Source organism: Paenibacillus sp. 7523-1, from assembly GCF_002276415.1.
In the GTDB taxonomy this organism is placed as follows: Bacteria; Bacillota; Bacilli; order Paenibacillales; family Paenibacillaceae; genus Paenibacillus; species Paenibacillus illinoisensis_A.
Genome location: NZ_NPBR01000013.1, coordinates 508,361 through 531,205, shown reverse-complemented (window position 1 = coordinate 531,205; position 22,845 = coordinate 508,361). Strand labels below are relative to the sequence as shown.

The window sequence follows — 22,845 nt, the reverse complement described above, 5'->3', positions numbered from 1 at the left end:
CATTATCAGTGTCACATTAAGTATAAATGCATAAATATACGAAAATATCATTCTCTAATTTTGCTATAGGTTGTTTGGGCAACGATATACATAGAGACTGAGTTTCAGGTGAGCAGATGCATGCCACAACAATTCGGGACATCAGCTTCATTCAATTGCCTAGGCCGATTGAAAACGTTCTCGAAGTAATTTATGGCCGTAGTTACAGTAACAGCAAGACAGGATAGTCATCATGATATCCAAATAATTTAATGGAGAAAAGGAAGGGTCTACACATGAAGGGGAAACAAAACATTTCATTAAAAGCACTAATCATCTCGATAATTATGATCTTGGCACTGGTGGGCTGCTCTACACAGCAATCTGATTCGACGACAGGTTCAACTCCAGCAGCGAACAGTTCGGCAAACACGGATGAATCAACGACAGAAACAGCGGTTACTCCAGATGAAAGTACACAATATCCAATTACCATCAAGCACGCTCTTGGTGAGACAGTGATTGAAAGCAAGCCTGAACGAGTGGTTACCGTTCAATGGGCCAACCATGATATTGCCCTTGCTCTTAACGTTGTTCCTGTTGGATTCTCAGCGGCAAACTTCGGTGTTCAGGATGATAGCGGGCTGCTTCCTTGGACCAAAGAGAAGCTGGACGAGCTTGGTGTAACAGATCCGAACGTGTTCCAGGATACAGATGGTCTTGATTTTGAAGCCATTTCGGATGCTAACCCTGATGTGATTCTCGCCGCGTACTCCGGTATTACACAAGAAGACTACGATACATTAAGTGAGATTGCTCCAGTTGTGGCTTATCCAACAGCTCCATGGGCAACGACGTGGCGTGAACAAGTAAGCCTTAACGCTAAAGGCATGGGCATGGAAGCGGAAGGTGAGCAGCTGATCAAAGATACCGAAGATATGATTAAGGAGAAACTGAGTGCTTATCCTCAGATTGCTGGCAAAAAGGTTGTTTGGGTGAACTTCTCTGCGCAAGATATGTCCAAACTGCATATTTATACGCCAGTTGACTCTCGCGTTTCTTTCTTGGAAGAACTGGGATTGAGCAATCCCGAAAGTATCACCGAACTCATTAAGGATCCGAAAAGCTACTCATTGGAACTAAGTGCTGAGAATGCAGAGGCTCTTAACGATGCCGATCTGCTGATCGGATACGGCAATGATGAATTGTTAAAGGCCATTCAAGCCGATTCCTTGCTGGGTAAAATCCCTGCGATCGAGAGAGGCTCTGTTGCCTTCATCGATAGCGACACACCTCTGGTGGCTGCCGGAACACCTAACCCGCTTTCGATCGCGTATACCATTGATGATTACCTGAAATTAATCGGGGCAGCGATCGACAAGATCAATGAATAGTTCTTCGACTTCTCCAAACCATTCTTTAAAACTTCATATGCCTAAACATTTCAAGACGGTGCTGTTCCTTTGCATCGTCTTGCTCGGCGTTTGCGTGCTGGCATCACTCACACTGGGTTCCCGGCTTGTGAGATGGAATGAACTGATGGACGGTTTGTTTCACTCCAATGTGGACTCCTACGGGGCAAATATCGTCCGCAAACGAATATCCCGGACCGTGTTCAGTTTATTTTGCGGAGCTGCACTGGGCGTTTCCGGAGCATTGATGCAATCGGTAACGCGCAACCCGCTCGCAGACCCGAGTATTCTGGGTGTCAATACAGGGGCGTCTCTATTTGTTGTTTTCGGCATTGCCTTTCTGGGCATAAACACGGCAGGTCAATATATCTGGCTGGCCTTGGTCGGTGCTGCGCTTACCGCTGTATTTGTATTTGCTGTCGGTTCCATGGGGCGGGGCGGCGCAACACCCATCAAACTGGTGCTAGCGGGAGCGGCCATAACGGCAGCCCTGTCCTCTCTGGTGACTGCCATCATGATTCCACGCGCTTACGTTATGGATCAATTCAGGTTCTGGCAAGTCGGCAGCGTCGGTTCAGGCAACTGGAGCGATATCGGTACGTTTGTGCCGTTTCTGGCCATGGGTATCATCATTGCTTTTATTACGGCTCCAGCACTGAATGCATTGGCACTGGGTGATGACGTGGCAACTGGGCTGGGTGTTCGAACCGGAGTGCTCAGGCTGATCGCAGCACTTGCGGCAGTTCTATTGTGTGGTGCAACAACGGCACTCGCCGGTCCCATTGGTTTTATCGGACTTTTGGCGACGCATGTGATTCGGCTTATACTCGGCTCTGATTTGCGTTTTGTTATTCCGATGTCGGCCATCTCAGGTGCGATTATCTTGACGATATCCGACGTACTTGGCAGGCTCATCGGCAGTCCGGGAGAGCTTGAGGTCGGTGTGGTTACAGCCTTCATTGGAGCTCCAATTCTCATCATTCTAGCGATCAAATCGAAAGTGCGTTCATTATGAGAAATAATACGATGGAATTGATTATATCGGGCAGACGTCAAAGACGACGTCGGTGGGTCGTTGTTACTGCATTACTTGCCATACTCGCGCTCGCTCTATGCTGTGCCATGCTTTTGCTGGGAAATACCATATACCCGCTTGGAGATGTCATCCGGGTCCTTTCCGGTGAGCAGATCAAGGGGGCAACGTTTGCAATCCATACCATACGTTTACCAAGGATGCTTGCAGGATTGTTTGCAGGATTCGCCTTCGGTATGGCGGGCTATATCTTTCAGACCATGCTGCGCAACCCCTTGGCGAATCCGAATGTCATCGGTATAACCTCCGGTTCAAGTGCAGCAGCTGTGTTTTGTATCACGGTCATTCATGCAAACGGAGCCGTTGTTTCTATTGCTTCAGTCATTGCGGGTCTAGCGACGGTAGTATTGATCTATGTATTATCCAAGGGAAGAACCTTCTCGATCGGAAGATTGATCCTTGTCGGAATAGGCATACAGGCCATGCTGGATGCGGTCATATCCTATCTTTTGCTGGTCAGTTCGCAGCAGGACATTCCAACTGCGCTTCGCTGGCTCAGCGGCAGTCTCAACGGCTCCAAGATGGACGAGCTTCCGCCTTTAATCATAGCAGTTCTGATCCTGTCGCCGTTTATTATTGTGCTAGGCAAACATCTTGGTTTACTGGAGCTTGGAGAACAATCGGCTACATCACTTGGCGTTGCTACGGATAAGACAAGAGTGGTACTCATCTTGTGTTCTGTAGGTATGATCGCTCTCGCGACAGTCACTACCGGTCCGATCGCTTTTGTTTCTTTCCTTTCGGGACCTATCGCGAAGAGACTAGCTGGATCAGGCTTTTCAAACGCCATTCCGGCGGGGCTTGTTGGGGTTAATCTAGTCTTGGCTGCAGATCTCATCGGGCAATTTGCGTTCGAGGTCAGATATCCTGTCGGCATCATCACCGGCATTCTCGGAGCACCTTATCTGATCTACCTGCTCATCCGAATGAATCGAAAGGGAGAATTATAATGAAACCGACGCATATGTTCCAAGCGGAAGACTTAGTGGCTGGCTATGACAATAAAACCGTTATTCATGGCGTAGACCTTGCGATTCCCAGCAACCAAATCAGTGTCATCATTGGAGCTAACGGTTGTGGGAAGTCTACGCTTCTAAAAACATTGGCCCGGCTGATCAAGCCGATATCGGGAAAAATTACGCTGGATGGGAAACCGATCAGCAAAATTCCACCCAAGCAGCTGGCCAGGGTGGTGGGACTGTTACCCCAATCCCCTATCGTCCCGGAAGGTATCTCTGTTGCCGATTTAGTGGGAAGAGGGCGATTTCCGCACCAGTCCTTGCTGAGCGGATGGACCAAGAAGGATTACGCAGCGGTTGCTGAAGCCATGGAGATTATGGACATTACCGAGTTTGCCAACCATAACATCGACGAGCTTTCAGGCGGTCAACGACAGCGGGTCTGGATTGCGATGGCTCTGGCGCAGGAGACGGATATTCTTTTTTTAGATGAACCAACAACCTTTTTGGATATTACCTATCAGGTCGAGATTCTCGATCTGCTCACCGACCTTAACCGGAAGCATGGAACAACCATTGTCATGGTGCTGCACGACATCAATCTGTCAGCCCGTTATGCGGATCATATCATTGCGCTGGTGGAAGGGAAGCTTGTCGCAGAGGGCGCTCCTTCTGACGTCATTACAAGCACCATGGTGAAAGACATATTCGGCCTGGACTGTACTGTGGTGGAAGATCCGTTGTCAGGCTCCCCCTTGGTCGTACCCCGGGGAAGATACCATGTACATGCTGGCGAGTAACATGCTATTCGGACGTTTAGGTCTAAGAGGACAAAGTAAAACAAAGCTTATTCCAGGAATTCACCTTCTGGAATAGGCTTTTTCCTTGCCGAGAGCCGGCAGATTCGAATTCTTTTTTCCTCATGAGGAGAAATACGAACTAGAAACCTGACCCAGAATGGCGTTATGGCTTGCCATGTTTTCTATTATCTTGAAAAAATAAATCTTTCACCCCTATAAGTGGGTTAGCGGTGAGGTTGAAACTGAAGTATACTAACAGGTAAACCAAGTAACTTAAAATTGCATATTTCAATCTAACCGTAATATTGATACACTATGACCAAGGTTTTATTTCGTTCAGAAGAGGTTTGGGCCAGTTCAAGAACGGGCTCGCTGCAAATGCCAAATCGATAACGCTTACATCCTTTTGGCAAATATAGGATATAAGGACGGTAGACATGAGCCAGGGACAAACGAGTACAGATGTTATCTTGATTGGTGCCGGAATTATGAGTGCAACATTGGGAACCTTGCTGAAGGAATTGGCACCAGATTGGAATATTAAGGTTTATGAAAAGCTCGCCAGTGCAGGAGAGGAAAGCTCCAACGAATGGAACAATGCCGGAACAGGCCACTCTGCACTTTGCGAATTGAACTATACCGTTGAACGACCGGACGGAACCGTAGATATCAGCAAAGCCATTAAGGTGAATGAGCATTTTCAAGTCTCCAGACAATTTTGGTCCTATCTCGTTAATAGCAATCTGATTCGTAATCCGCGGGACTTCATTATGCCGCTCCCCCATTTGAGTTATGTGCATGGAGAGAGCAATGTCCTGTTTTTGAAAAGACGTTTCGAAGCCTTATCAAACCATCCTCTATTTGAAGGTATGGAATTTTCGGACGACCCGGCAAAATTGCGGAAATGGATTCCGCTTATGATGAAAGGCCGCAAGGGGAAAGAACCGATCGCAGCCACCAAAATCGACTCCGGTACGGATGTTAACTTTGGTGCTTTAACGCGTATGCTGCTAGATCACTTGAAGAATCAAAACGTGGGCATCCACTACCAACATAGTGTTAAAAATATCAAACGCAAGCAAGATGGCGCTTGGGAATTAACAGTGAAGAATCTGACGAACGGTGCAGTAGAGCGCCATACAGCCAAGTTTGTCTTTATTGGTGCGGGTGGCGGAAGCCTGCATTTGCTGCAGAAATCCGGTATTCCGGAAGGCAAACATATTGGCGGATTCCCAGTTAGCGGACTCTTCATGGTGTGTAAAAATCCGGAGGTTGTGGAGCAGCATCACGCTAAAGTATATGGTAAAGCCTCGGTGGGCGCTCCGCCGATGTCGGTTCCGCATTTGGATACCCGATTTATTGATAACCAGAAGTCGTTGCTATTTGGCCCGTTTGCCGGCTTTTCACCCAAATTCCTGAAGACGGGTTCGAATGCCGACCTCATCACGTCGGTTAAAACACATAACCTTCTAACCATGCTTGCTGCAGGGGTCAAAGAAATCTCACTGACCAAATACCTGATTCAACAGCTTATGTTGTCCAAAGAGCAGCGCATGGAGGAACTGCGTGATTTTGTTCCAGGTGCCAAAAGCGAAGATTGGGATATGGTTCTGGCAGGTCAGCGCGTGCAGGTCATTAAGGATACGGTGCAAGGCGGCAAAGGTACACTTCAATTCGGTACAGAGGTCGTTACTGCTGCCGACGGCTCAATAGCCGCATTACTCGGCGCATCACCTGGGGCTTCCACTGCGGTGCAAGTCATGCTGGAGATTCTGCAGCGATGCTTCCCGCAGCATATGGATTCATGGGAGCCGAAGATTAAGGAAATGATTCCTTCTTACGGTGAGTCCCTGGTGGAGAATCCGGATCTTCTTCGCAAGGTTCACACGACGACAGCCAAGGCACTTGGGCTGACGGATGAGAAGAAGGTTGCTTCTGTGTAAAAAGGCAAAGGAGATAGAACGCCATTGCATCATATTTACTCTAATTATGACAATGGATAAGAATAAAGTATAAAAAGCCTTTGCTGACATTAACGTCGGCGAAGGCTTTTTGACGTACTATTTCGCCACGGCACTCGAAACGGAGCTACAGATAGATCCGTTTCGCTTCGTCCTCAAAGAACTGAGTTAGATTCGGGTACGCGGTTATATCGATGCGGTTCTGTCTCATTACCCGATCAATGAAAACTGTGTCCATGAAGATTTTATTGATGATCGTTCTGCACCACACAGGGGTGTCTTCGAAATAATCCACTAATGTATGAATCTCATCAAACCGGAAAAACAGGATATACGAGGTATAGTTCTGGAGCAGCGTCGTGAAACAGTGTTCCCGATAGGGAGTGGAACGAGCTTCAGTCAGAAAATCCTTCATGATCTCAAACAACGCGCTTTTATTTTCGTCATGCATTTGCAGCATCTGATCCACGTCATTGATGAGCCGCAGCATTGCTTCTAATCCTTCCTCCTCAGGCATGCTCAGCTTGGCAGATTTCCCTTCAATACACCGCAAAATCTCCAATGTAAGGTGTTTGCAGGCTTGGATGTCGTGTGGAGCAATGGCGATCTGCTCGCTGTACTGATTCATATTTGTACTATAGTGATCATGAAATGCTGTGAAATAACGCTCCAATGAAATATCAGTTTTGGTATGCACCAAGTTCTGGCCTTCAAATGAACACGCGTAGAGCGTTTCCTCGTTAACCGGATGCGCGTAGAGGTAGAAAAAGAAGAAAAAGTCTCTTAGCTGGTGCTTCTGTTCCTCATTTAAACGGGTGATCTCGCTCAAGTGAGACAGCTGCAAGAAGCTGTAGTTTTTCATGAAATCATTCATGGTGCTGTATGCGTTGTGCGAGTTAATGGACAGCGTAGTGTTGAGGGTGAACAGAAGATAATACAGGACCTGCTCATCATATATATCCATCTGCTGAAAAAGCTCTCCGAGAACAGGCTTCCAGTCTGGCTCAGAAACATAATGGGGATCTCTCGGTTGTAAATCGTACATCCAATTTGTAAAGGTCTCATCCGGGTGATCTGTCAGAAACAGATCAGCACGGTCATCTTCATACAAGCCGTATTCGAACGGATTCGTCCGTACAGGCGGTAATGCGCGTTTGAATTTGATGTTCAGATACTCGTTATATATCGATTGAAGTTCCATCTATCCTAACCTCGATTCATGCGTAGTTCTATACTAAGTCTTACATAGTGGTATTCGACGCTAATTGGGTTGTTCCTATTCGGCCTTCCATCCAGCGAGCTGTATTGATTACGGATGATATTTGGGAAATGATTGATGCAGTCGTAATACTTTCACCCTGTTGGGAGATCGTGGAATCTGAGATGATGGGTCTACCAAAGGTTCGGGTCACGAACTTCGGACCTCTGGCCTTCAGGCTATTGCGATCCTTCCTTCTAACTCAATTGGATGAATAGGGTCGCAGCTCTCCTGAAGGATTTCTAATCAAGAGAGGAGGCGTCCAGGCTATTATATTCCTTCCTTCTCAAGCTAACCTTTCACGTTATATAGGGATATAGCTCTCCTGGACTCTTTTATCATGAACCATAACACCATTTATTTGAGGCGAGCAAACAAACTGATTATTGAACATCAAGGGGAGGAACAACTGCCCAAGTCTTACCTGGCTACTGCCCTTAAAAATATTGAAACGCTGGGATACACGTTCTCCGATGAACTGATGCGATCCGTACGAAGATTATCCAAGGAACAGTTTGAAGCATTCGTTGTTCAGTTGGTAAAGGATCTGAGAGTGATGGTCGGGGCACATGTGAAGTACAAACCGATGTATCCGGGATTTCCCATGCAGGTCATGCAGGAAGATGAAGCGGAGCTGTACCTCAATGCTATCCTTCACTACCTAACCCTGGTATATCCTGATCGTGAACCTGTTGATAGACAGCCTTTCTCTGACAAGACAGATCTGAAAGTGATCCACTTGGGAAGTGAGGAAGGGTTCAGAACACTCATCCGCCAGCTGATTGAAGCAAAGGGCTCCATTTCGGAGACGGACAAAAATGACATCGATACAGTACTGGAACATGCAGAACCGGATGAGGTAGATGCGATACTGCCTGCTGAAATTCCATTCAAGGAGAATGTGGGCTTCGTAGTGGCTTCGCTGTTGAAACATGAAAAGGCAAGGTTGGAACGAATTGGCCCGTACTTCAAAACGGCCACAGACGTCCTGCGTCTGGCTGCTGCCTGGTCGAACGGTGATGTCAGTCTGGCTGCGCCTTCACGCTTACGCAAGTTCAAACGTCGTGAGAGACGTTTATTGCTGGGTTTACTGGAGCAATGTGGGCAGATCACCGAGGATATGCTCCGGTATAAGGATCGCTGGGTTCGTCTGGGGGAGATTCTGCATCCTTCCGAATATAAACTTCGGTATCCTCGCTGCGAAGAAGCTTTTGATATTCTGCGCAACAACAAGCCGTTTGCCACCTTTAATAGAAGCGTGGAGCTGGCGTTCCAGTATCACAACACCTGGAGCCTGATCGATCTGTTGTCACAGCGTCCGGGTGAGTTTGCCAGAAGGCTGGATCATCTACTGCGAATTACCGAGGATGAGGCCTATGTATTGTTGGCATTTAGTGAGGTAACTGCACAGGTATCGACGCCGGTGCTGCTGCAGGTGAGACAACATTTTGCCCAGCGTAATGAACCACAGGATCTTCGTGTCTTTTTCCCAAAAGGCAACGTGGCAAAGGCATTTGGCGTTCCGAATCAGCTGCCAGAGCTGGATGAGGCGACGTGCCGGGAAGTTGTGCAATTGTGCGAGAAGGCACTGGTCGAACGGTTCGCAGCTCTTCCCCCACTGGGTAAGACGTATATCGATGAACAGCTCCATGACTATCTTGTGCCGTTTTCCCAACGTTCCGCGAGCAAGGCACTGCGTACCCTCGTGAGAGGGAGCCGGGTACCCATGGGCGAAGGAGATACGATTCGTTTCTTCAACTGGTGGAAGGAAGGCATGGTCAACGGGCAGGACACAGGACGTGTCGATATCGACCTGTCTGCGGTGATGTATGACGAGAACTGGAATTATGTTGAGCACATCTCCTATACGAATCTGCGTTCCACGAAGTACAAGGCTGTTCACAGCGGAGATATCGTATCGGCTCCGCAGGGTGCATGCGAGTTCATTGACCTGCATATTCCGTCAATCGTTAATTATGGCGGCCGATATGTTGTTGCTTCGTTGCTGTCGTTCACGAGTCATCCGTATTGCGATCTTCCGGAATGCTTCGCGGGGTGGATGATGCGCAAGAAGCCAGGGTCGGGCGAGATTTTTGAACCGTCTACGGTGGCTAACAAAATTGATATTACAGCCGATACACAGATTACAATTCCTGTCATACTTGATCTGGTGGATCGCACGGTGATCTGGACCGATCTTGCCCTAACCAGCCACCCACACTATTACAACAATGTAGAGGGCAATGAAAAGGGAATGGTCTTGATGGGCAAAGCCATGACCGGGTTGCGCAAGCCCGATCTGTACGATCTGTTTATGCTTCATGCAAAGGCCCGGGGCGAACTGGTAGATACGCTGGATCAGGCAGATACGATCTATTCGGTGGAGCAAGGGGTTACCCCGTATGACATCGAGCAGATTATGGCGGAGTACCTGGCTTGAGTATAACGAATGTGATTTGTGCAAAAAGAAGGGCAGCTCCGCTGCTCTTCTTTTTTTTGTGGATAAACTCGATATAGAGTTATGAAACAATAAGCTGATTACTCACTTATGCTTCAAATCATTTAACTATTTGGAAGGAAAATTTAAATTAAGCGCGTTGATCAGCTGCCATCAGAATTTGCCCTTCGGTTTTTTCTGTACATATTGCTTATAATGCTTCGCTGTTCGGATCTTCTTGCTTTGCGAGAGGAGTTCGTGATCACTGATGATCCACGTGTGGCCGGAGGAGTTTTTCCTGCGGATCGCGACAAAATTATGCCTGCCTCCCGAGTATACTTTGTAACCCTTCCGTTTACTTCTTATGCAAAACAGATCATCTTCACCGACGCTTCGATTCGGAAACTGGACATGGGTGAATACATGTCGTTTAAAGACAAGCGTAGCACCAGGGAGGAGGGTTACAGGGCGATGTTCATCCTGAGGAAAACGAAGGAGCAGCTTCCTGGATCCTTTTAAATATAGATAATGTGCTCGCTTGCCAATGACATCGGCATCCGTTCTTTTGAAGGTTTGCAGGCTTTCCGTCAAATAGTAGGGAGCATAGTAGTCGTCGTCATCAAACTTGGCAATATAGCTGTATTTTGTTTTATTAATTGCGTAATTGAGACAAGCACCGAGAGAGGTACGTTCCGGCAGACGAAAAACGTATACGTTCCGAAGCTTTTTGGCTAAGCTTTGATAAGGAGCAAGAGGGATATTATCGTTGTTGACGATAACGATCATCTCTTTCTTGGAGTGCTTCTGTCGGCTGTAATTCTTAAATAGATTATCGATATAGTGCTGGCGTTTGGTGCAAGCAATGATAGACATGCCTTGTTTGGTCTTGACTATTCCCGGGCTGGCTCCCATTCGATCGCGCTCCTTATCTGTGAGGTTCAAAACTATCTTTCTATAAAATATGTACATGACAAGTAAGAGGAACGGCCTTGATATAAAATGGAGAATTCGCCGTCTATGCTGGTCGTCTGCGGATCAATAAATTGCTGCCTGCAGAATGGTGCAGGGAATGTCGGATGCCGGAAGAAAGGCTTTGTTATGCTTGGATCAATGGGGGAGGGAATGATGATGAATACACTGGCACGGCTGAATGAGGGATTGGCCTATATTGAGGAGAATCTGACGGAGACATTGAATATGAAAGAGGTCGCGCGAATTGCGTGCTGCTCGGAATACCATTTTACACGAATGTTTTCCTTTCTTAGCGGTATTACCTTATCCGAGTACATCCGTCGCCGGCGCCTGACGCTGGCAGCAATGGAGCTCAGCAGTCATGACAGCAAAGTCATCGATGTTGCGCTCAAATATGGATATACCTCACCGGACTCCTTCGCCAGGGCATTTCAGAGCATGCATGGGGTCACACCCTCGGAAGCGAGGAATCATGGCCCTTCGCTGAAGGCCTTCCCCCGGATGACATTTCAATTGACCATTCAAGGAGGAAGTGAAATGAACTATCGTATTGAAGAGAAAGAAGCCTTTCGGATTGTGGGAATCAGCAAAAGGGTGCCGATCGTGTTCAACGGGGTAAACCCCGACATTGCTGCGATGTATCAGCAGCTCACCCCGGAATTGATCGAGACGATCAAGGGGGTGTCGAATGTTCAGCCGCTGGGGATCATCAGTGCTTCTGCTCATTTTAGCGAAGGACGGATGGAGGAGCAGGGCGAACTGGATCATTATATCGGTGCAGCCACCACCCAAGTGGCCCCCGAGGGTCTGGCCTGCCTGGAAGTAACCGCATCGACATGGGCTGTGTTTACTGCGGTCGGCCCCTTTCCAAGTGCGCTTCAGGATGTGTGGGGACGAATCTACGCCGAGTGGCTTCCTTCGTCCGATTATGAACTTAGCGAAGGACCAGAAATGCTTTGGAATGAGCACAAGGATGTTACCTTGCCGCAGTACAGAAGCGAGATATGGATTCCGATCCGTAAGAGCTAAAGCAACGTTTAGTATTCCTAAGATGAAGCAGGAAAATAGGCCAGATACGTGGAAAGGGTAACTAACCTGTTTAATAAACATTGGAAGAATTACATTCATTCATTAGTATGACATCATACATGGGGGTGGTAACCATGGATCGCTTGAAAAACAGTGGATTTTATAAGCTTAAGTTTCTGGTAACACCAGAGGAATTCAAAGGAATTTTAGAGCTTTTTGAACAAAAGGAAGCTCAGTTTAGTCTTTCGAATGCTGCGAGAACTACCCATGATCTAAATCAGGTGCATGAGGCTTATACTGCTTATTATCAGTACTTTACAGGACAGGAAAAGCTCCATTACCTCCCCCATTTTGTATACTCCATAACGATGAAGCTTGATGATAAGACCTCTGGTTTTTTTATAAAAAACGAAGGAATCAGCTTTCCTTATCGCGGAGCGTGGGCAGAGGACGAATTATCGAGCATTATGCTCTCACTGCCCAAAGGATTTCAATTGCATCTTGAAGATGAAAAAGGGAAGTATTACGTCTATGAAGATATTCGTGAACATCTCCCGTTAACGCATGCATTCTACGAGGAAGTGGGAAAGTATATCAAGAAGAACACGAAGCTGCTGTGCTTTTCAGTAGGATCTTCAACGGATGATGTGCAGGAGCTGAAACCCTCTGTGCGGGTTAGTAGAGATGCAGCAGCTGATCTGGCAAACTCATGGATCCTCACAACCTATTCGCTCGTGCTGAATATGGCATGAGGCCAACTTGAATACTAGTCAGGAATGGCATCGCTGGAGAAGGTAATCTGATAAATGGTATAATTTTCAGCAAGGGATATCGAGCGAATGAACAGGGGGTACGAAGGATGAGAGAAGAGTTCTTGGGGCAGCTGGAAGAGTGGCATGAACAGGATGAATTCGAAGAGATTGTGGATGCGATTACAGCCATTGATGTGGAAGAGCGCGACTATGAGCTGATCGGTCATTTGGGTAGAGCGCTGAACAACCTGGAGCGTTACGAAGAGGCAGTTGAACAATTTCTGACGGTTGCCGAAGAGGGTCAGGACGACCCCTTGTGGCATTATCGCATTGGTCTGGCATACTATTACCTGGAGCAATATGAGAATGCACGTGAGGCTTTTGAAACAGCAGACCGACTGGATCCGGGAGATGAAGATACACAGGAGTTTCTCGAATGGATACGCAGTAAAACAGCCGAGGAGCCTGCTGAGGAGATAACTCAGGAGACAGCTCAGGAGACGGCTCACTCCGTCCCGGCAATCTCCAGGGAGCAGCTCAGTGTTAGTGATCCAAATTCCACGGATTTCTGGGATGACAATGCCGAAGCTTTGCAGAACTGGGTTCTGCCTTCACCTACGGACGACCAGGTTGAGTCGGTAGAGGAGCGGCTCGTTTTCAAATTGCCTAGAGCCTATGTGGACATGATGAAAATACATAATGGTGGGATCCCTCGTTACAGGTATATTCCTGTCAGCGAGGCAGGGGCCGCAGAGAAGAGACTCATTGAGATTTCCGGAATGCTGGGCATCGGCCAGGAGAAGAAGCATTCCCTGTGCGGTGAAGAAGGCAGCAGATGGATCATTGAGCAAGGTGGCTATCCGGAGATTGGTGTGGTTCTATGTAAGTGCCCATCGGACGCTGAGATCATTATGCTGGATTACCGTGCATCGGATAATGCCGGTGAGCCTGAGGTTGTTCATGTGGATAAGGGAAACAACTATAAGATCACATGGATTGCTCCCGACTTTGATACCTTTGTCCGTAGTCTGGTCAATGAGGACAATCGCCGTCCTGACCTGTCTGATTCAATTTAAGTTAGTCTACCTACCCAATTACCCTGTTTGACTCTCTCATTCCAAATGAGAGCGTTGGACAGGGTGTTTTAATTCTCGCGATGACCAAAATAAGTTAAATGTATCCATGCCATTGCATATCGGATAGTCTGGTGCTATTATTTAGACATCTAATAGTTGTATATCTAAATAATAATCATCTTAGAACCATTACAGGTTTCTTAAATATAAGGAGCGTCGTGAATATGGACAGAATGAAAGACAAGGTCGTGCTTGTTACCGGAGGAGCTTCTGGCATAGGCTTATCTGCTGCCAACTTGATGGCTGCGGAAGGTGCTAAAGTCGTCGTTGCCGATTTTAATGTCGATGGGGCTATAAAAGCTGCCAAAAACATTCAACTCCGAGGAGGCGATGCCGTAGGCATATTTGTCGATGCTGCAAAAGAAACTACGATTAAGGAAGCGGTTGAATTTACGGTACAGCGGTATGGTAAACTCACATGCTTGTTTAATAATGTGGGCTTGACCAACCTCAAGAAGGACTTGGACGTGGTTCATGTAGACCTGGATGAATGGGATCGACTGATGAATGTTAACCTCAAGAGTGTATTGCTGGGCAGCAGATTTGCCATTCCTCATATGATCCGTGCTGGCGGGGGTTCCATCATCAATACAGCATCGATGGCAGGTTTTACAGGTGATGCCGTTCGTGTGGCTTATGGAGCTTCCAAAGCAGGTGTTGTCAATCTTACCAAGTACATTGCAGCCCAATACGGGAAGCACAACATTCGTTGTAATGCTGTTGCACCCGGTCTGATTTTGACACCGGCAGCGGAGGATAACATGCCACCGGACGTGTTGAATATGTTTGCAAAATATAATGCACTGCCCTATCACGGAGAACCGGATGATATTGGACATACCGTCCTATTCCTGGCTTCCGATGAGTCCAAATTTATTACCGGCCAGACGATTCAGGTGGAAGGCGGGCATTATATCGCTAATCCAACGGTTCCTGATTTCGAGCAATATATGCAAAGCGTATAAGCCTTCATTGCTGGCTTTATTTCTATAAAAAAACATTCAAACAAAGTGAGGAGCAACTGACATGGGAAAATTGGAAGGTAAAGTAGCTATTATTACAGGCGGGGCTTCAGGCATTGGCGAGTGTATGGTGGATCTTTTTGCGCAGGAAGGTGCCATCGTGATTGCAGCGGATATTAATGAGGCGGCGCTGGAGACAGCTAGCCAGAAGCAGAATGTATATGGAATGAAATTAAACGTGGCATCAGATGAGAACTGGGAGGCACTGGCGAAGGTCGTCAACGAGCGATTTGGCAAAATAGACATCTTGGTCAACAATGCAGGTATCTCATCCGAAAAACCATTTGAGGAGATCAATGCACAGGACTGGGAGAAGATGCTTTCCATTAACGGATTTGGCCCGTTTGCGGGCATGAAGCATGTGACTCCATATATGGCCGCTCAGCAGAAAGGTTCCATCGTTAATATTTCTTCGTATACTGCAATGATTGGGCAGGGCTTCAATCACTACTCGGCGTCGAAGGGCGCGGTACGTGCGTTGTCCAAAGCAGCGGCTACGACATTCGGACGTCAGGGCATTCGTGTCAATGCTCTTTTCCCAGGGATTATCGAAACACCTATGACTCAATCCTTGAGCACGTCCAAAGAACTGCTCGGTCGGCTGATTCAGGCAACGCCTCTGCAGCGTCTGGGTCAAGCTATGGATATTGCCAAAGCGGCACTGTTCCTGGCTTCCGATGATTCCTCCTATATTACCGGCTCCGAGCTGGTTATTGATGGTGGATACTCCGCACAATAGTGTGTAGAATAATGACAGCTCTTAATTTTCATTAGGGGCTGTCTTTTTTATGAGGAGGCAGTTATGGAAGAGAAAACAATTTTTGAAATCATACACAATATGGATACCTTCACCAACAAGTTGATTATACAGTGGAACAAATCATTTAATGAGGACCTGGGCGTATCTCATGTGCTTGTGCTTTCCCATTTGAAGCAAAACGGAAAAAGTCGACCTTCGGATATTGCGAAAGTACTGGGGCTTACCCCGCCGACTCTCAGTTATTTATCGGACAAGCTCGTCGGAAAGAAACTGGCTGTCAGGGTCGTTGATGAATCCGATCGCCGCAATAGTTACCTGGATATCACCGAGGATGGCTCCGAAGTTCTTGGCAGAGCATCCATGGAGGGACAAAAGCTGCGCAGAGCTTTATTTGAAAAGTTAACTGCACAGGACCGGGAGAAGTTAGCGGAGATTTTTGAGAAGCTGAATCGCTAATGTTGTGTTGAGTTTTATATGTAAGAATTGAGTGAATGTTGACAGAGGGCAACTTTTTTTCTTATGATAAGTGGGACTGCACCATTATGCTCTGAAGGAGAATGAGCCGTGATTGAAACCAACACGTCAAGACGTAATGAATCTCTTTTGCAAGTGCTGAACGTGCAGCACAAGGTCACCACTGACAATATTGCCAATGCAGACACACCCAATTACAAAAAGAAATCGGTGGAGTTTGAAGAAGCACTGAGACGTATCGTTGAAAATGGTACAACCAGGGAGCTGGATATGCACCGGACACATCCGAAGCATCTGCCTGCCAAAGATCTCAATTCTTCCGTCGTTCCATACCGGATTGTGGAGAACAACGAAACAACGATGAACAACAACGGCAATAATGTGGACATTGATGCCGAGATGGCGAACCTGTCGGAGAACCAGCTCATGTATAACTACATGGTTGACCGGGTAAGCGGGCATTACAACAAAATGAAAAACATTCTGCAGAGCTTGAAATGAAGAATGTCCAGCGGCCCCGAGGGCTGCTTTTTTTATTGGCTGATAACGGTGTGCCATGGTCTATAATTTAAATTGCAACGTGAATTGTATTGTAGACTAGAAGGGAAAATGGCTGTAGAGGGAGGCAGGAGATATATGCAGGAACCGATCAAAGTATATAATACTGCGGTCGAAGCTTTACTTGAAGTGATCGGCGGCAAATGGAAGCCCGTTATTCTGTTCCATCTTACGTTTGGCAAAAAACGTAATGGCGAATTGATGAAGCTCATGCCTGCCATTGCCCAGAAAGTATTGACCCAGCAGCTTGGTGAACTTATGGAGGCGGGAATCATATCCCGTATTTCCCATCATCAAATTCCACCGAAGGTTGAATATGAGCTAACGGAATATGGGTGGAGTCTCAAGGAGATTCTCCATTCGATGTGCAGATGGGGAGATATCCATGTTGAGAAAGTATACGGTAATCGAGCGAAAATTCTGTTTAAGCCTCCCACCTCGGATAGTTAACCGGGGAGTACAAAACAAGCGGATTCCCGAGGTTTGGGAATCCGCTTGTTTTGCATTTAATATTCCGTTACGGAATGATCCTGCGCTCACGCAAATTCGCGAATATATCCATAAACATCGATTCTGTTTCAACAAAATCATGAAAGCCAAAGCGGCGGGCTTTGGAACCATCTGCGAAGAAATCATAATCCCATGAGAATACAAAGTCGCCGAAGGCCCAGGAAGAGACATCATCATAGGAGGTTTCCATCAAGCCATATTTCTCAATCATGGATTTCCACAGACTTTCTTTGTCTGCCATCACCGTGGCGAGCGAGAGCGGCAGTGGAGGTGCCGTTTCCAGTTCAAAAAAGGCAGCAATTTTGGGCCAAAGTTCATTCCAGCGAAACAAATCGCCATTGGTAATATTAAACGCCTGATTGGCGCAGCGGGGGTCGGTTGCCGCCCAAACGGTAGCGCGAGCCAGCAGGGCAGCATCGGTCATTTCGAGCAGGGAGTGGTAAGCACCAGGCTTACCGGGGAAACGAAGTGGCAGCCCAAGTTCCTTGGAGATGGACGCATATACTCCAATAACCATGGCGAGATTCATTGGATTGCCGAGTGCAAAACCACATACAACAGACGGACGCAGGGCCGACCAGGTCCAGCCGCTTTCGGGCTGCCTTTTCTCAAGAAACTGCTGCTGATCCACATTGAATTCAGGTGGCATATGGTGTGCATCCGTTTCCCGTGCAGGTGTTTTAAACGGGCCCAGATGAGCACCGTATACCTTATAACCTTGCATTAGACTAATATGTTGGAGGTTGGGGGCGATGGGCTCAACGGCATTGACCACATTGAGGAGCATTGCCAGGTTGGGTTGTACCAATTCGGACCATGTAGGACGATCCTGATAAGCAGCATAAAAAATGTGAGTGACCGTCGTCAATGGACTCAGCTTGGCCTGAGTATCGGCTTCATTCAATAAATCCACCGATATATAACGAAGTCTCGGAGAGTTTTGCCCTCCGCGGCGTGATACCCCAATGACATTCCATTCCGGAAGTGTCGTCAGATAATCAATAAGGTTACTTCCAATGACTCCTCCCGCACCAATAACGAGAGCAGTGTGGCGTGTAATAGGTTGATCGGGTTTCAATGGGCATGCTCCTTTCTTTTCCTGTACATTATTGTGAGCCAGCAAAAGAAAGGTGTGAAGTACGCACCTTGAAGTCATATACGCACTTGAAAGTAATATTTCGGCTGTTAGGCAGGTTTACGGGCTTTTGAAATGTAGTAAAAAAGACTCGGATGTTGCTATGCTGCATTGTTAATTTTCTAAAGATGAATACGTATGTTACTATATACAGCATTAGAAGCCCGAACGGTATTTGCAAGCGCTAATCGGGCATGTAGGAGAAAGATATGCGTAATTGGCTTAAAAATGAAAATGTACAAATGACGGCGGTTGCCATGGCTACAGCTATTGGTGCGCAATTTAAGATCAATCCTTTTCAGGAAGACTATTTTCGAATCGGCTTGGGCGTAAGTATCCTATTGTTCCTGCTTATGATCATGCCGCATCTGTCTTATGTGAAGACGGGAATTCTGACGGGCATCGTGAGCTTTATCGTGCAATCCGTAGATTTACTGTACGATGTGAATTCGATGTCAGTGCTGGAAAGTTTGCATGACAACATTGGAGCGGGCATCTATTATATTGTCTTCTCTTATGGTCTTAGCAAGTTTAAGAACAGGTTTCACGAGATCCAACCACTGCTCCTGGGTGGCTTAATTACATGTGTTGATTTTTCCTCCAATCTCATTGAGCTTTTCATTCGCGGTGTATTGAATGGGACCAGCATCTTCGATATGAGAGAATGGCTGTATCTGCTCGTGGTTGGTGGGCTAAGAAGTTACTTCATCAGCGGTTTGTATAACAGTATCGCGGTCAGACAGATGAGGCTCATGCATGCGGAGCAGGAGAAGCGGATGGAGCAAATGCTTAGTGTAAACTCCGGTCTCTACGGCGAGGTCTTTTATCTGAAAAAGGCCATGAAGACAATCGAAGACATAACGGCGGATAGCTACGACCTCTATCGGGATCTTAGGAAACAGGACATGAATCAATACAGTCAGCGGACACTGGGGATTGCTCAGCAGATCCATGAGGTGAAGAAAGACTCGCAGCGCATCCTGGCCGGACTGCTGAAACTATATGACAGTGAGAAGGCAGTCAACATGAGCCTGTCGGAGGTTCTAAGTTTCGCCGTGAAGGGCAATCTTAAATACGCTGAGATGCTGGATAAAAGAATACAAATTCAAATGGAGCAGCAGTATGACTGTGATTCGCCTTTTTACATTCCACTCTTAACGGTGATGAACAATCTGATCGCCAATGCTGTGGAAGTGATCGAGCTCGAAGGGACTATTCGGATACAGGTATATGGGCAAGATGAGGATGTACATTTTACAGTAATCGATTCTGGCAAGGGTATACCTGAAGCCAAACGAAATATTATTTTTGAACCTGGCTATACGACAAAATTCAATCAGGCTGGCATTGCCGCGACAGGAATTGGTCTGTCCCATGTCCGAGATATTGTCCAGTCCCTGGAGGGACATATCACGGTCAAATTTGCTGAGAAAAGCGGGCAAGGAACCGCCTTTGATGTGTCGATTCCCAAGAGGAACCTGATTAAGGGAGCGGAACTCGAGAACACGATCCGCGCAGATCAGAATCTGTGATAAACAACAAAAAGATAGCGACTGTACCCATCACAAGGGAGAGTCGCTATTTGGCGTGTTCGACTTTAATCCAAAATGACTTCTTTGGTGGGATGATCGAGAAACTCAAACATGGTCTTCACCTGTGCTGCTGTATTTCTTTCAAGCGAAAGCTCAGGCAGATCATGCCTGTCGAAGAACTGGACTGCACTGGTTTCCACACCGGATTCAGCTGTACCACCTGTAATCTCGCATTGAATAAACATTTTGTATACATGATAAGGTTCGGGTGGGTGGCCATGGAATTTCTTATCCAATACGGCCAATAGGCGCAGGGGCACTACATCGAAGCCGGATTCTTCCTTGATTTCCTTCACGGCTACTTCCGATGGAGAGAGACCGATGTCGCTCCAGCCCCCTGGTAATGCCCAGGCTCCATCGATTTTCTCCTGCACCAAAAGGATTTTATCATCCTTGAAAACAACACCTCGAATATCGACTTTGGGCGTTGCATATCCAGAATCACTCGCGAAAGTGAGTGATATTTTCTCCTTGTTTACAGAAGTATAGTTAGCCAAGATATCCACACTAATCTTTCTTAATTCCTCGTAGCGTTCGATATCGTATACATCTTTGCCATAAGTTAAACCGGTCTGAGCAATAGCCTGAATCTGTTTAGCCCAATCGAGCCACTTCATGTCCATGTTAGCATCCCTCTTTCTTAGGCAATTCTCGAAATATAGTTCTATAGGAAATAAATCCATTATAGCAGAGGAATTCCAGCGATTGATTACAAATAAGAAGCAAACCCAGAATGTCGGAGGAGCGAAAATTTCCATTTTGGTGTGAAAACACATTGCTTTTTGCGAAGGAAATGCGAGATAGTATAGGGAAATGAGATATGGGAGGAGCACGTGAAATGGATATTACGATTGATCAACAGGGCAACTCCAAGGTTGCTATTATTGAGAGTAACGACATCGTCATCAGCGAAGTCCAAGATGCACTGGATCTGATGGCATCGATAAATTATCTGAACGAGGCATACAAGCTGATCATCGACAAATCCAACATTACGGAAGAATTCTTCGATCTGAAGACGAAGCTGGCCGGTGAGATTTTGCAAAAGTATGTTAACTACCAGGTGAAGCTTGCCATCATTGGTGATTTTGACGGCTACAGCAGCAAAAGTCTGAAGGATTTCATTTATGAGTGCAATAATGGCAAGCATGTGTTCTTCGTAAAAACAAAAGAGGAAGCGCTTCACATCCTGCATGGCTTGGATTAGTTATTATTCGTAGGGGAGGAAAACAGGGTGAAAGAGAGTGACAAGTTACAGGTGCATGTTCTGTCTGAGGTACAGAATCTGAAGGTACATGGCAGGACAACAGAGCAGCGGGCACCGCTGACGTTATTTTGGACAGGCAGTGCAATTGAACTTCGGGTCACAGGATCTGAGCTCTGGGTGGAAGTGGAGTCGGACTACGATATCCATGAACCGTGGATCAGTATCCTGATCAATGGAGTTCCTGTTAGCAGGCAGATGGTTACAGCAGGACGGTATTGGATCTGTATCTTCCGGGGCATGAGCGAAGGTACAGTGAAGAACGTACGCATCGTCAAGGATGTGCAAGCCATGAGCGCAGACCCGGGCTGCTTATTGCAGTTCCATGCCCTGAAGTCGGATGGTGCATTCCTGCCTGTGGAAGAGAAGCCGTTCAAAATTGAGTTTATTGGGGATAGCATCACATCAGGAGAAGGCGCAATAGGGGCCAGAGCGGAAGAAGACTGGATTCCAATGTGGTTCAGCGCGATACATAACTATACGTACATGACAGCAGAGGCAATGAACGCAGACTACAGGGTGGTTTCCCAGAGTGGTTGGGGTGTACTCACCAGCTGGGACAACAACCCAAACAATAACATTCCTGATTATTATGAACAAGTCTGCGGTCTGCTCACGGGTGAGAATAACCAGGCAATCGGAGCCGGGGAACCATATGATTTTGAGTCCTGGCAGCCGGATGTGGTTGTGATCAACCTGGGAAGCAACGATGGAGGTGCCTTCCAGACACCAGAATGGAGAGATCCCGTAACTGGAAAGGTACATAAGCAGCGTTTAAACGAAGACGGGAGCTATCATGAAGAGGATTTGACTGCTTTTGAGAATGCGGTAGACCGGTTTCTGGTCAAACTCCGTAAGAATAATCCGAAGGCGCAGCTTGTCTGGGCCTATGGCATGCTTGGTTTTCCCATGATGCCAGCCATCTATCGTGCAGTTGATCGTTATACGAAGCGGACAGGCGACCGAAGGGTATCTGTCCTGCAGCTTCCGGATACAACGAAAGAGACGATTGGGGCTCGGACTCATCCGGGTGAGTTATCCCACCGGCGGGCAGCAGAGACGTTAACGGAATACCTGCAAGGAATTCTGGCTTAAAGAGGAATGCCGTACTAAGGGCTGGCCTGAATAAAACAAAGACCACACTTCCCATTTGGGGAAGCGTGGTCTTTTTCTCGTATTGGTTAGGTTATACCTGAACCTGATAACGGATGGATATAATCTGACCGAGTGTCTGTGTTCCCATCATCTTCAGATTACTCGGTACAATTCCCTCGGGAAATAAGGGGATACCTTCTCCGAGAATTTTTGGAATGATGGCCACTTCAATTTCATGAAGCAGCCGTTTTTCCATAACAGCCTGAACCAACTGGCCGCCGCCAACGATCCAAACATCGGCATCGGATGCCTGCTGCAAATGGGGAATCAGGCTCTCCACTGGCTCGGTTGTAAACTGCACATGTGGGGCGGGTGGCTGCTCCGAATGGGAGAGTACATATGTGGGTCGGTCTGCATAAGGGAAATCTTCGGATAGCTTAAGCACATCTTCGTACGTGGTCCGGCCCATGACCACCGTTCCAATCGTTTGATAAAATGCAGCATACCCGTTATCTCCACCGTCCCCTTCCACGTCAAACAGCCAATCTACCGAACCGTCCTTTCTTGCAATATAACCATCCAGACTCATCGCAATATACAGCACTACTTTATTGGACATTATAGATCGCTCCCTTCTGTTTCATATG

General features: G+C 47.1%; 22 protein-coding genes. 17 read left to right on the top strand and 5 right to left on the bottom strand.

Going from position 1 to position 22,845, the window contains the following annotated elements; genetic code table 11:
• Window positions 1-275: 275 nt before the first annotated feature.
• The 5 genes from CHH60_RS17425 (at window position 276) to CHH60_RS17405 (ending at window position 6,186) form a co-directional block, all read left to right on the top strand.
• The gene (locus CHH60_RS17425) at window positions 276-1,373 is read left to right on the top strand and encodes an iron-siderophore ABC transporter substrate-binding protein (protein WP_095360309.1); all 1,098 of its coding nucleotides are present in this window, start codon (window positions 276-278) and stop codon (window positions 1,371-1,373) included.
• A complete protein-coding gene (locus CHH60_RS17420) occupies window positions 1,366-2,406 on the top strand; it encodes a FecCD family ABC transporter permease (RefSeq protein ID WP_095360308.1) in 1,041 nt (346 codons plus the stop codon). Before CHH60_RS17425 ends, CHH60_RS17420 begins: the two co-directional genes overlap by 8 nt.
• On the top strand, window positions 2,403-3,434 hold the full coding sequence (locus tag CHH60_RS17415) for a FecCD family ABC transporter permease (protein WP_095360307.1): 1,032 nt from the start codon (window positions 2,403-2,405) through the stop codon (window positions 3,432-3,434). Before CHH60_RS17420 ends, CHH60_RS17415 begins: the two co-directional genes overlap by 4 nt.
• Window positions 3,434-4,243, top strand: coding sequence for an ABC transporter ATP-binding protein (locus tag CHH60_RS17410; RefSeq protein WP_095360306.1), 810 nt, complete (start codon window positions 3,434-3,436; stop codon window positions 4,241-4,243). The genes CHH60_RS17415 and CHH60_RS17410 overlap by 1 nt, the downstream gene beginning before the upstream one ends.
• A gap of 437 nt (window positions 4,244-4,680) precedes the next feature.
• A complete protein-coding gene (locus tag CHH60_RS17405; protein ID WP_095360305.1) occupies window positions 4,681-6,186 on the top strand; it encodes a malate:quinone oxidoreductase in 1,506 nt (501 codons plus the stop codon).
• 145 nt (window positions 6,187-6,331) lie between these two features.
• Here the strand turns inward: CHH60_RS17405 and CHH60_RS17400 are convergent, their stop codons facing one another.
• Window positions 6,332-7,405, bottom strand: a complete 1,074-nt coding sequence (locus CHH60_RS17400; RefSeq protein ID WP_095360304.1) for a hypothetical protein — start codon at window positions 7,403-7,405, stop codon at window positions 6,332-6,334.
• A gap of 397 nt (window positions 7,406-7,802) precedes the next feature.
• Between CHH60_RS17400 and CHH60_RS17395 the strand changes: the two genes are divergently transcribed.
• Entirely contained in the window at window positions 7,803-9,902 is a 2,100-nt protein-coding gene (locus CHH60_RS17395; RefSeq protein WP_095360303.1) for a TerD family protein, read from the top strand.
• 171 nt (window positions 9,903-10,073) lie between these two features.
• Here the strand turns inward: CHH60_RS17395 and CHH60_RS17390 are convergent, their stop codons facing one another.
• Window positions 10,074-10,811, bottom strand: coding sequence for a glycosyltransferase (locus CHH60_RS17390; RefSeq protein ID WP_095360302.1), 738 nt, complete (start codon window positions 10,809-10,811; stop codon window positions 10,074-10,076).
• 216 nt (window positions 10,812-11,027) lie between these two features.
• On the opposite strand from CHH60_RS17390, the gene CHH60_RS17385 reads away from it, so the two are divergent.
• The 8 genes from CHH60_RS17385 (at window position 11,028) to CHH60_RS17350 (ending at window position 17,052) form a co-directional block, all read left to right on the top strand.
• The gene (locus tag CHH60_RS17385; RefSeq protein WP_095360353.1) at window positions 11,028-11,900 is read left to right on the top strand and encodes an AraC family transcriptional regulator; all 873 of its coding nucleotides are present in this window, start codon (window positions 11,028-11,030) and stop codon (window positions 11,898-11,900) included.
• 134 nt (window positions 11,901-12,034) lie between these two features.
• The gene (locus CHH60_RS17380) at window positions 12,035-12,652 is read left to right on the top strand and encodes a hypothetical protein (protein ID WP_095360301.1); all 618 of its coding nucleotides are present in this window, start codon (window positions 12,035-12,037) and stop codon (window positions 12,650-12,652) included.
• Window positions 12,653-12,759: 107 nt separating this feature from the next.
• The gene (locus CHH60_RS17375; RefSeq protein ID WP_095360300.1) at window positions 12,760-13,728 is read left to right on the top strand and encodes an SMI1/KNR4 family protein; all 969 of its coding nucleotides are present in this window, start codon (window positions 12,760-12,762) and stop codon (window positions 13,726-13,728) included.
• A gap of 224 nt (window positions 13,729-13,952) precedes the next feature.
• Window positions 13,953-14,753, top strand: a complete 801-nt coding sequence (locus CHH60_RS17370; protein WP_095360299.1) for an SDR family NAD(P)-dependent oxidoreductase — start codon at window positions 13,953-13,955, stop codon at window positions 14,751-14,753.
• Between the two features lie 61 nt (window positions 14,754-14,814).
• Window positions 14,815-15,549, top strand: coding sequence for an SDR family NAD(P)-dependent oxidoreductase (locus CHH60_RS17365; protein ID WP_095360298.1), 735 nt, complete (start codon window positions 14,815-14,817; stop codon window positions 15,547-15,549).
• A 63-nt stretch (window positions 15,550-15,612) separates the two neighbouring features.
• Window positions 15,613-16,026 (top strand): MarR family winged helix-turn-helix transcriptional regulator, encoded by a 414-nt coding sequence (locus tag CHH60_RS17360; protein ID WP_095360297.1) that lies wholly within the window; start codon window positions 15,613-15,615, stop codon window positions 16,024-16,026.
• Window positions 16,027-16,134: 108 nt separating this feature from the next.
• Window positions 16,135-16,545 (top strand): flagellar basal body rod protein FlgB, encoded by a 411-nt coding sequence (flgB, locus tag CHH60_RS17355; RefSeq protein ID WP_095360296.1) that lies wholly within the window; start codon window positions 16,135-16,137, stop codon window positions 16,543-16,545.
• Between the two features lie 135 nt (window positions 16,546-16,680).
• Window positions 16,681-17,052, top strand: a complete 372-nt coding sequence (locus tag CHH60_RS17350; protein ID WP_095360295.1) for a winged helix-turn-helix transcriptional regulator — start codon at window positions 16,681-16,683, stop codon at window positions 17,050-17,052.
• Window positions 17,053-17,119: 67 nt separating this feature from the next.
• On the opposite strand, the gene CHH60_RS17345 is transcribed toward CHH60_RS17350, so the two are convergent.
• Window positions 17,120-18,190, bottom strand: coding sequence for an SDR family oxidoreductase (locus tag CHH60_RS17345; RefSeq protein ID WP_095360294.1), 1,071 nt, complete (start codon window positions 18,188-18,190; stop codon window positions 17,120-17,122).
• Between the two features lie 266 nt (window positions 18,191-18,456).
• Here CHH60_RS17345 and CHH60_RS17340 point away from each other — a divergent pair, with 266 nt between their 5' ends.
• Window positions 18,457-19,779, top strand: coding sequence for an ATP-binding protein (locus tag CHH60_RS17340; RefSeq protein WP_095360293.1), 1,323 nt, complete (start codon window positions 18,457-18,459; stop codon window positions 19,777-19,779).
• 65 nt (window positions 19,780-19,844) lie between these two features.
• On the opposite strand, the gene CHH60_RS17335 is transcribed toward CHH60_RS17340, so the two are convergent.
• Complete coding sequence (locus CHH60_RS17335) at window positions 19,845-20,462, bottom strand: NUDIX hydrolase (RefSeq protein WP_095360292.1); 618 nt, start codon at window positions 20,460-20,462, stop codon at window positions 19,845-19,847.
• Between the two features lie 215 nt (window positions 20,463-20,677).
• Between CHH60_RS17335 and CHH60_RS17330 the strand changes: the two genes are divergently transcribed.
• Together CHH60_RS17330 and CHH60_RS17325 are read left to right on the top strand one after the other, a co-directional pair.
• Window positions 20,678-21,046, top strand: a complete 369-nt coding sequence (locus tag CHH60_RS17330; protein WP_095360291.1) for a DUF4180 domain-containing protein — start codon at window positions 20,678-20,680, stop codon at window positions 21,044-21,046.
• Between the two features lie 27 nt (window positions 21,047-21,073).
• Window positions 21,074-22,198, top strand: coding sequence for an SGNH/GDSL hydrolase family protein (locus tag CHH60_RS17325; RefSeq protein WP_095360290.1), 1,125 nt, complete (start codon window positions 21,074-21,076; stop codon window positions 22,196-22,198).
• Window positions 22,199-22,289: 91 nt separating this feature from the next.
• Here CHH60_RS17325 and CHH60_RS17320 read toward each other — a convergent pair whose 3' ends face one another.
• On the bottom strand, window positions 22,290-22,817 hold the full coding sequence (locus CHH60_RS17320; protein WP_095360289.1) for a dihydrofolate reductase family protein: 528 nt from the start codon (window positions 22,815-22,817) through the stop codon (window positions 22,290-22,292).
• Between the last annotated feature and the right edge of the window lie 28 nt (window positions 22,818-22,845).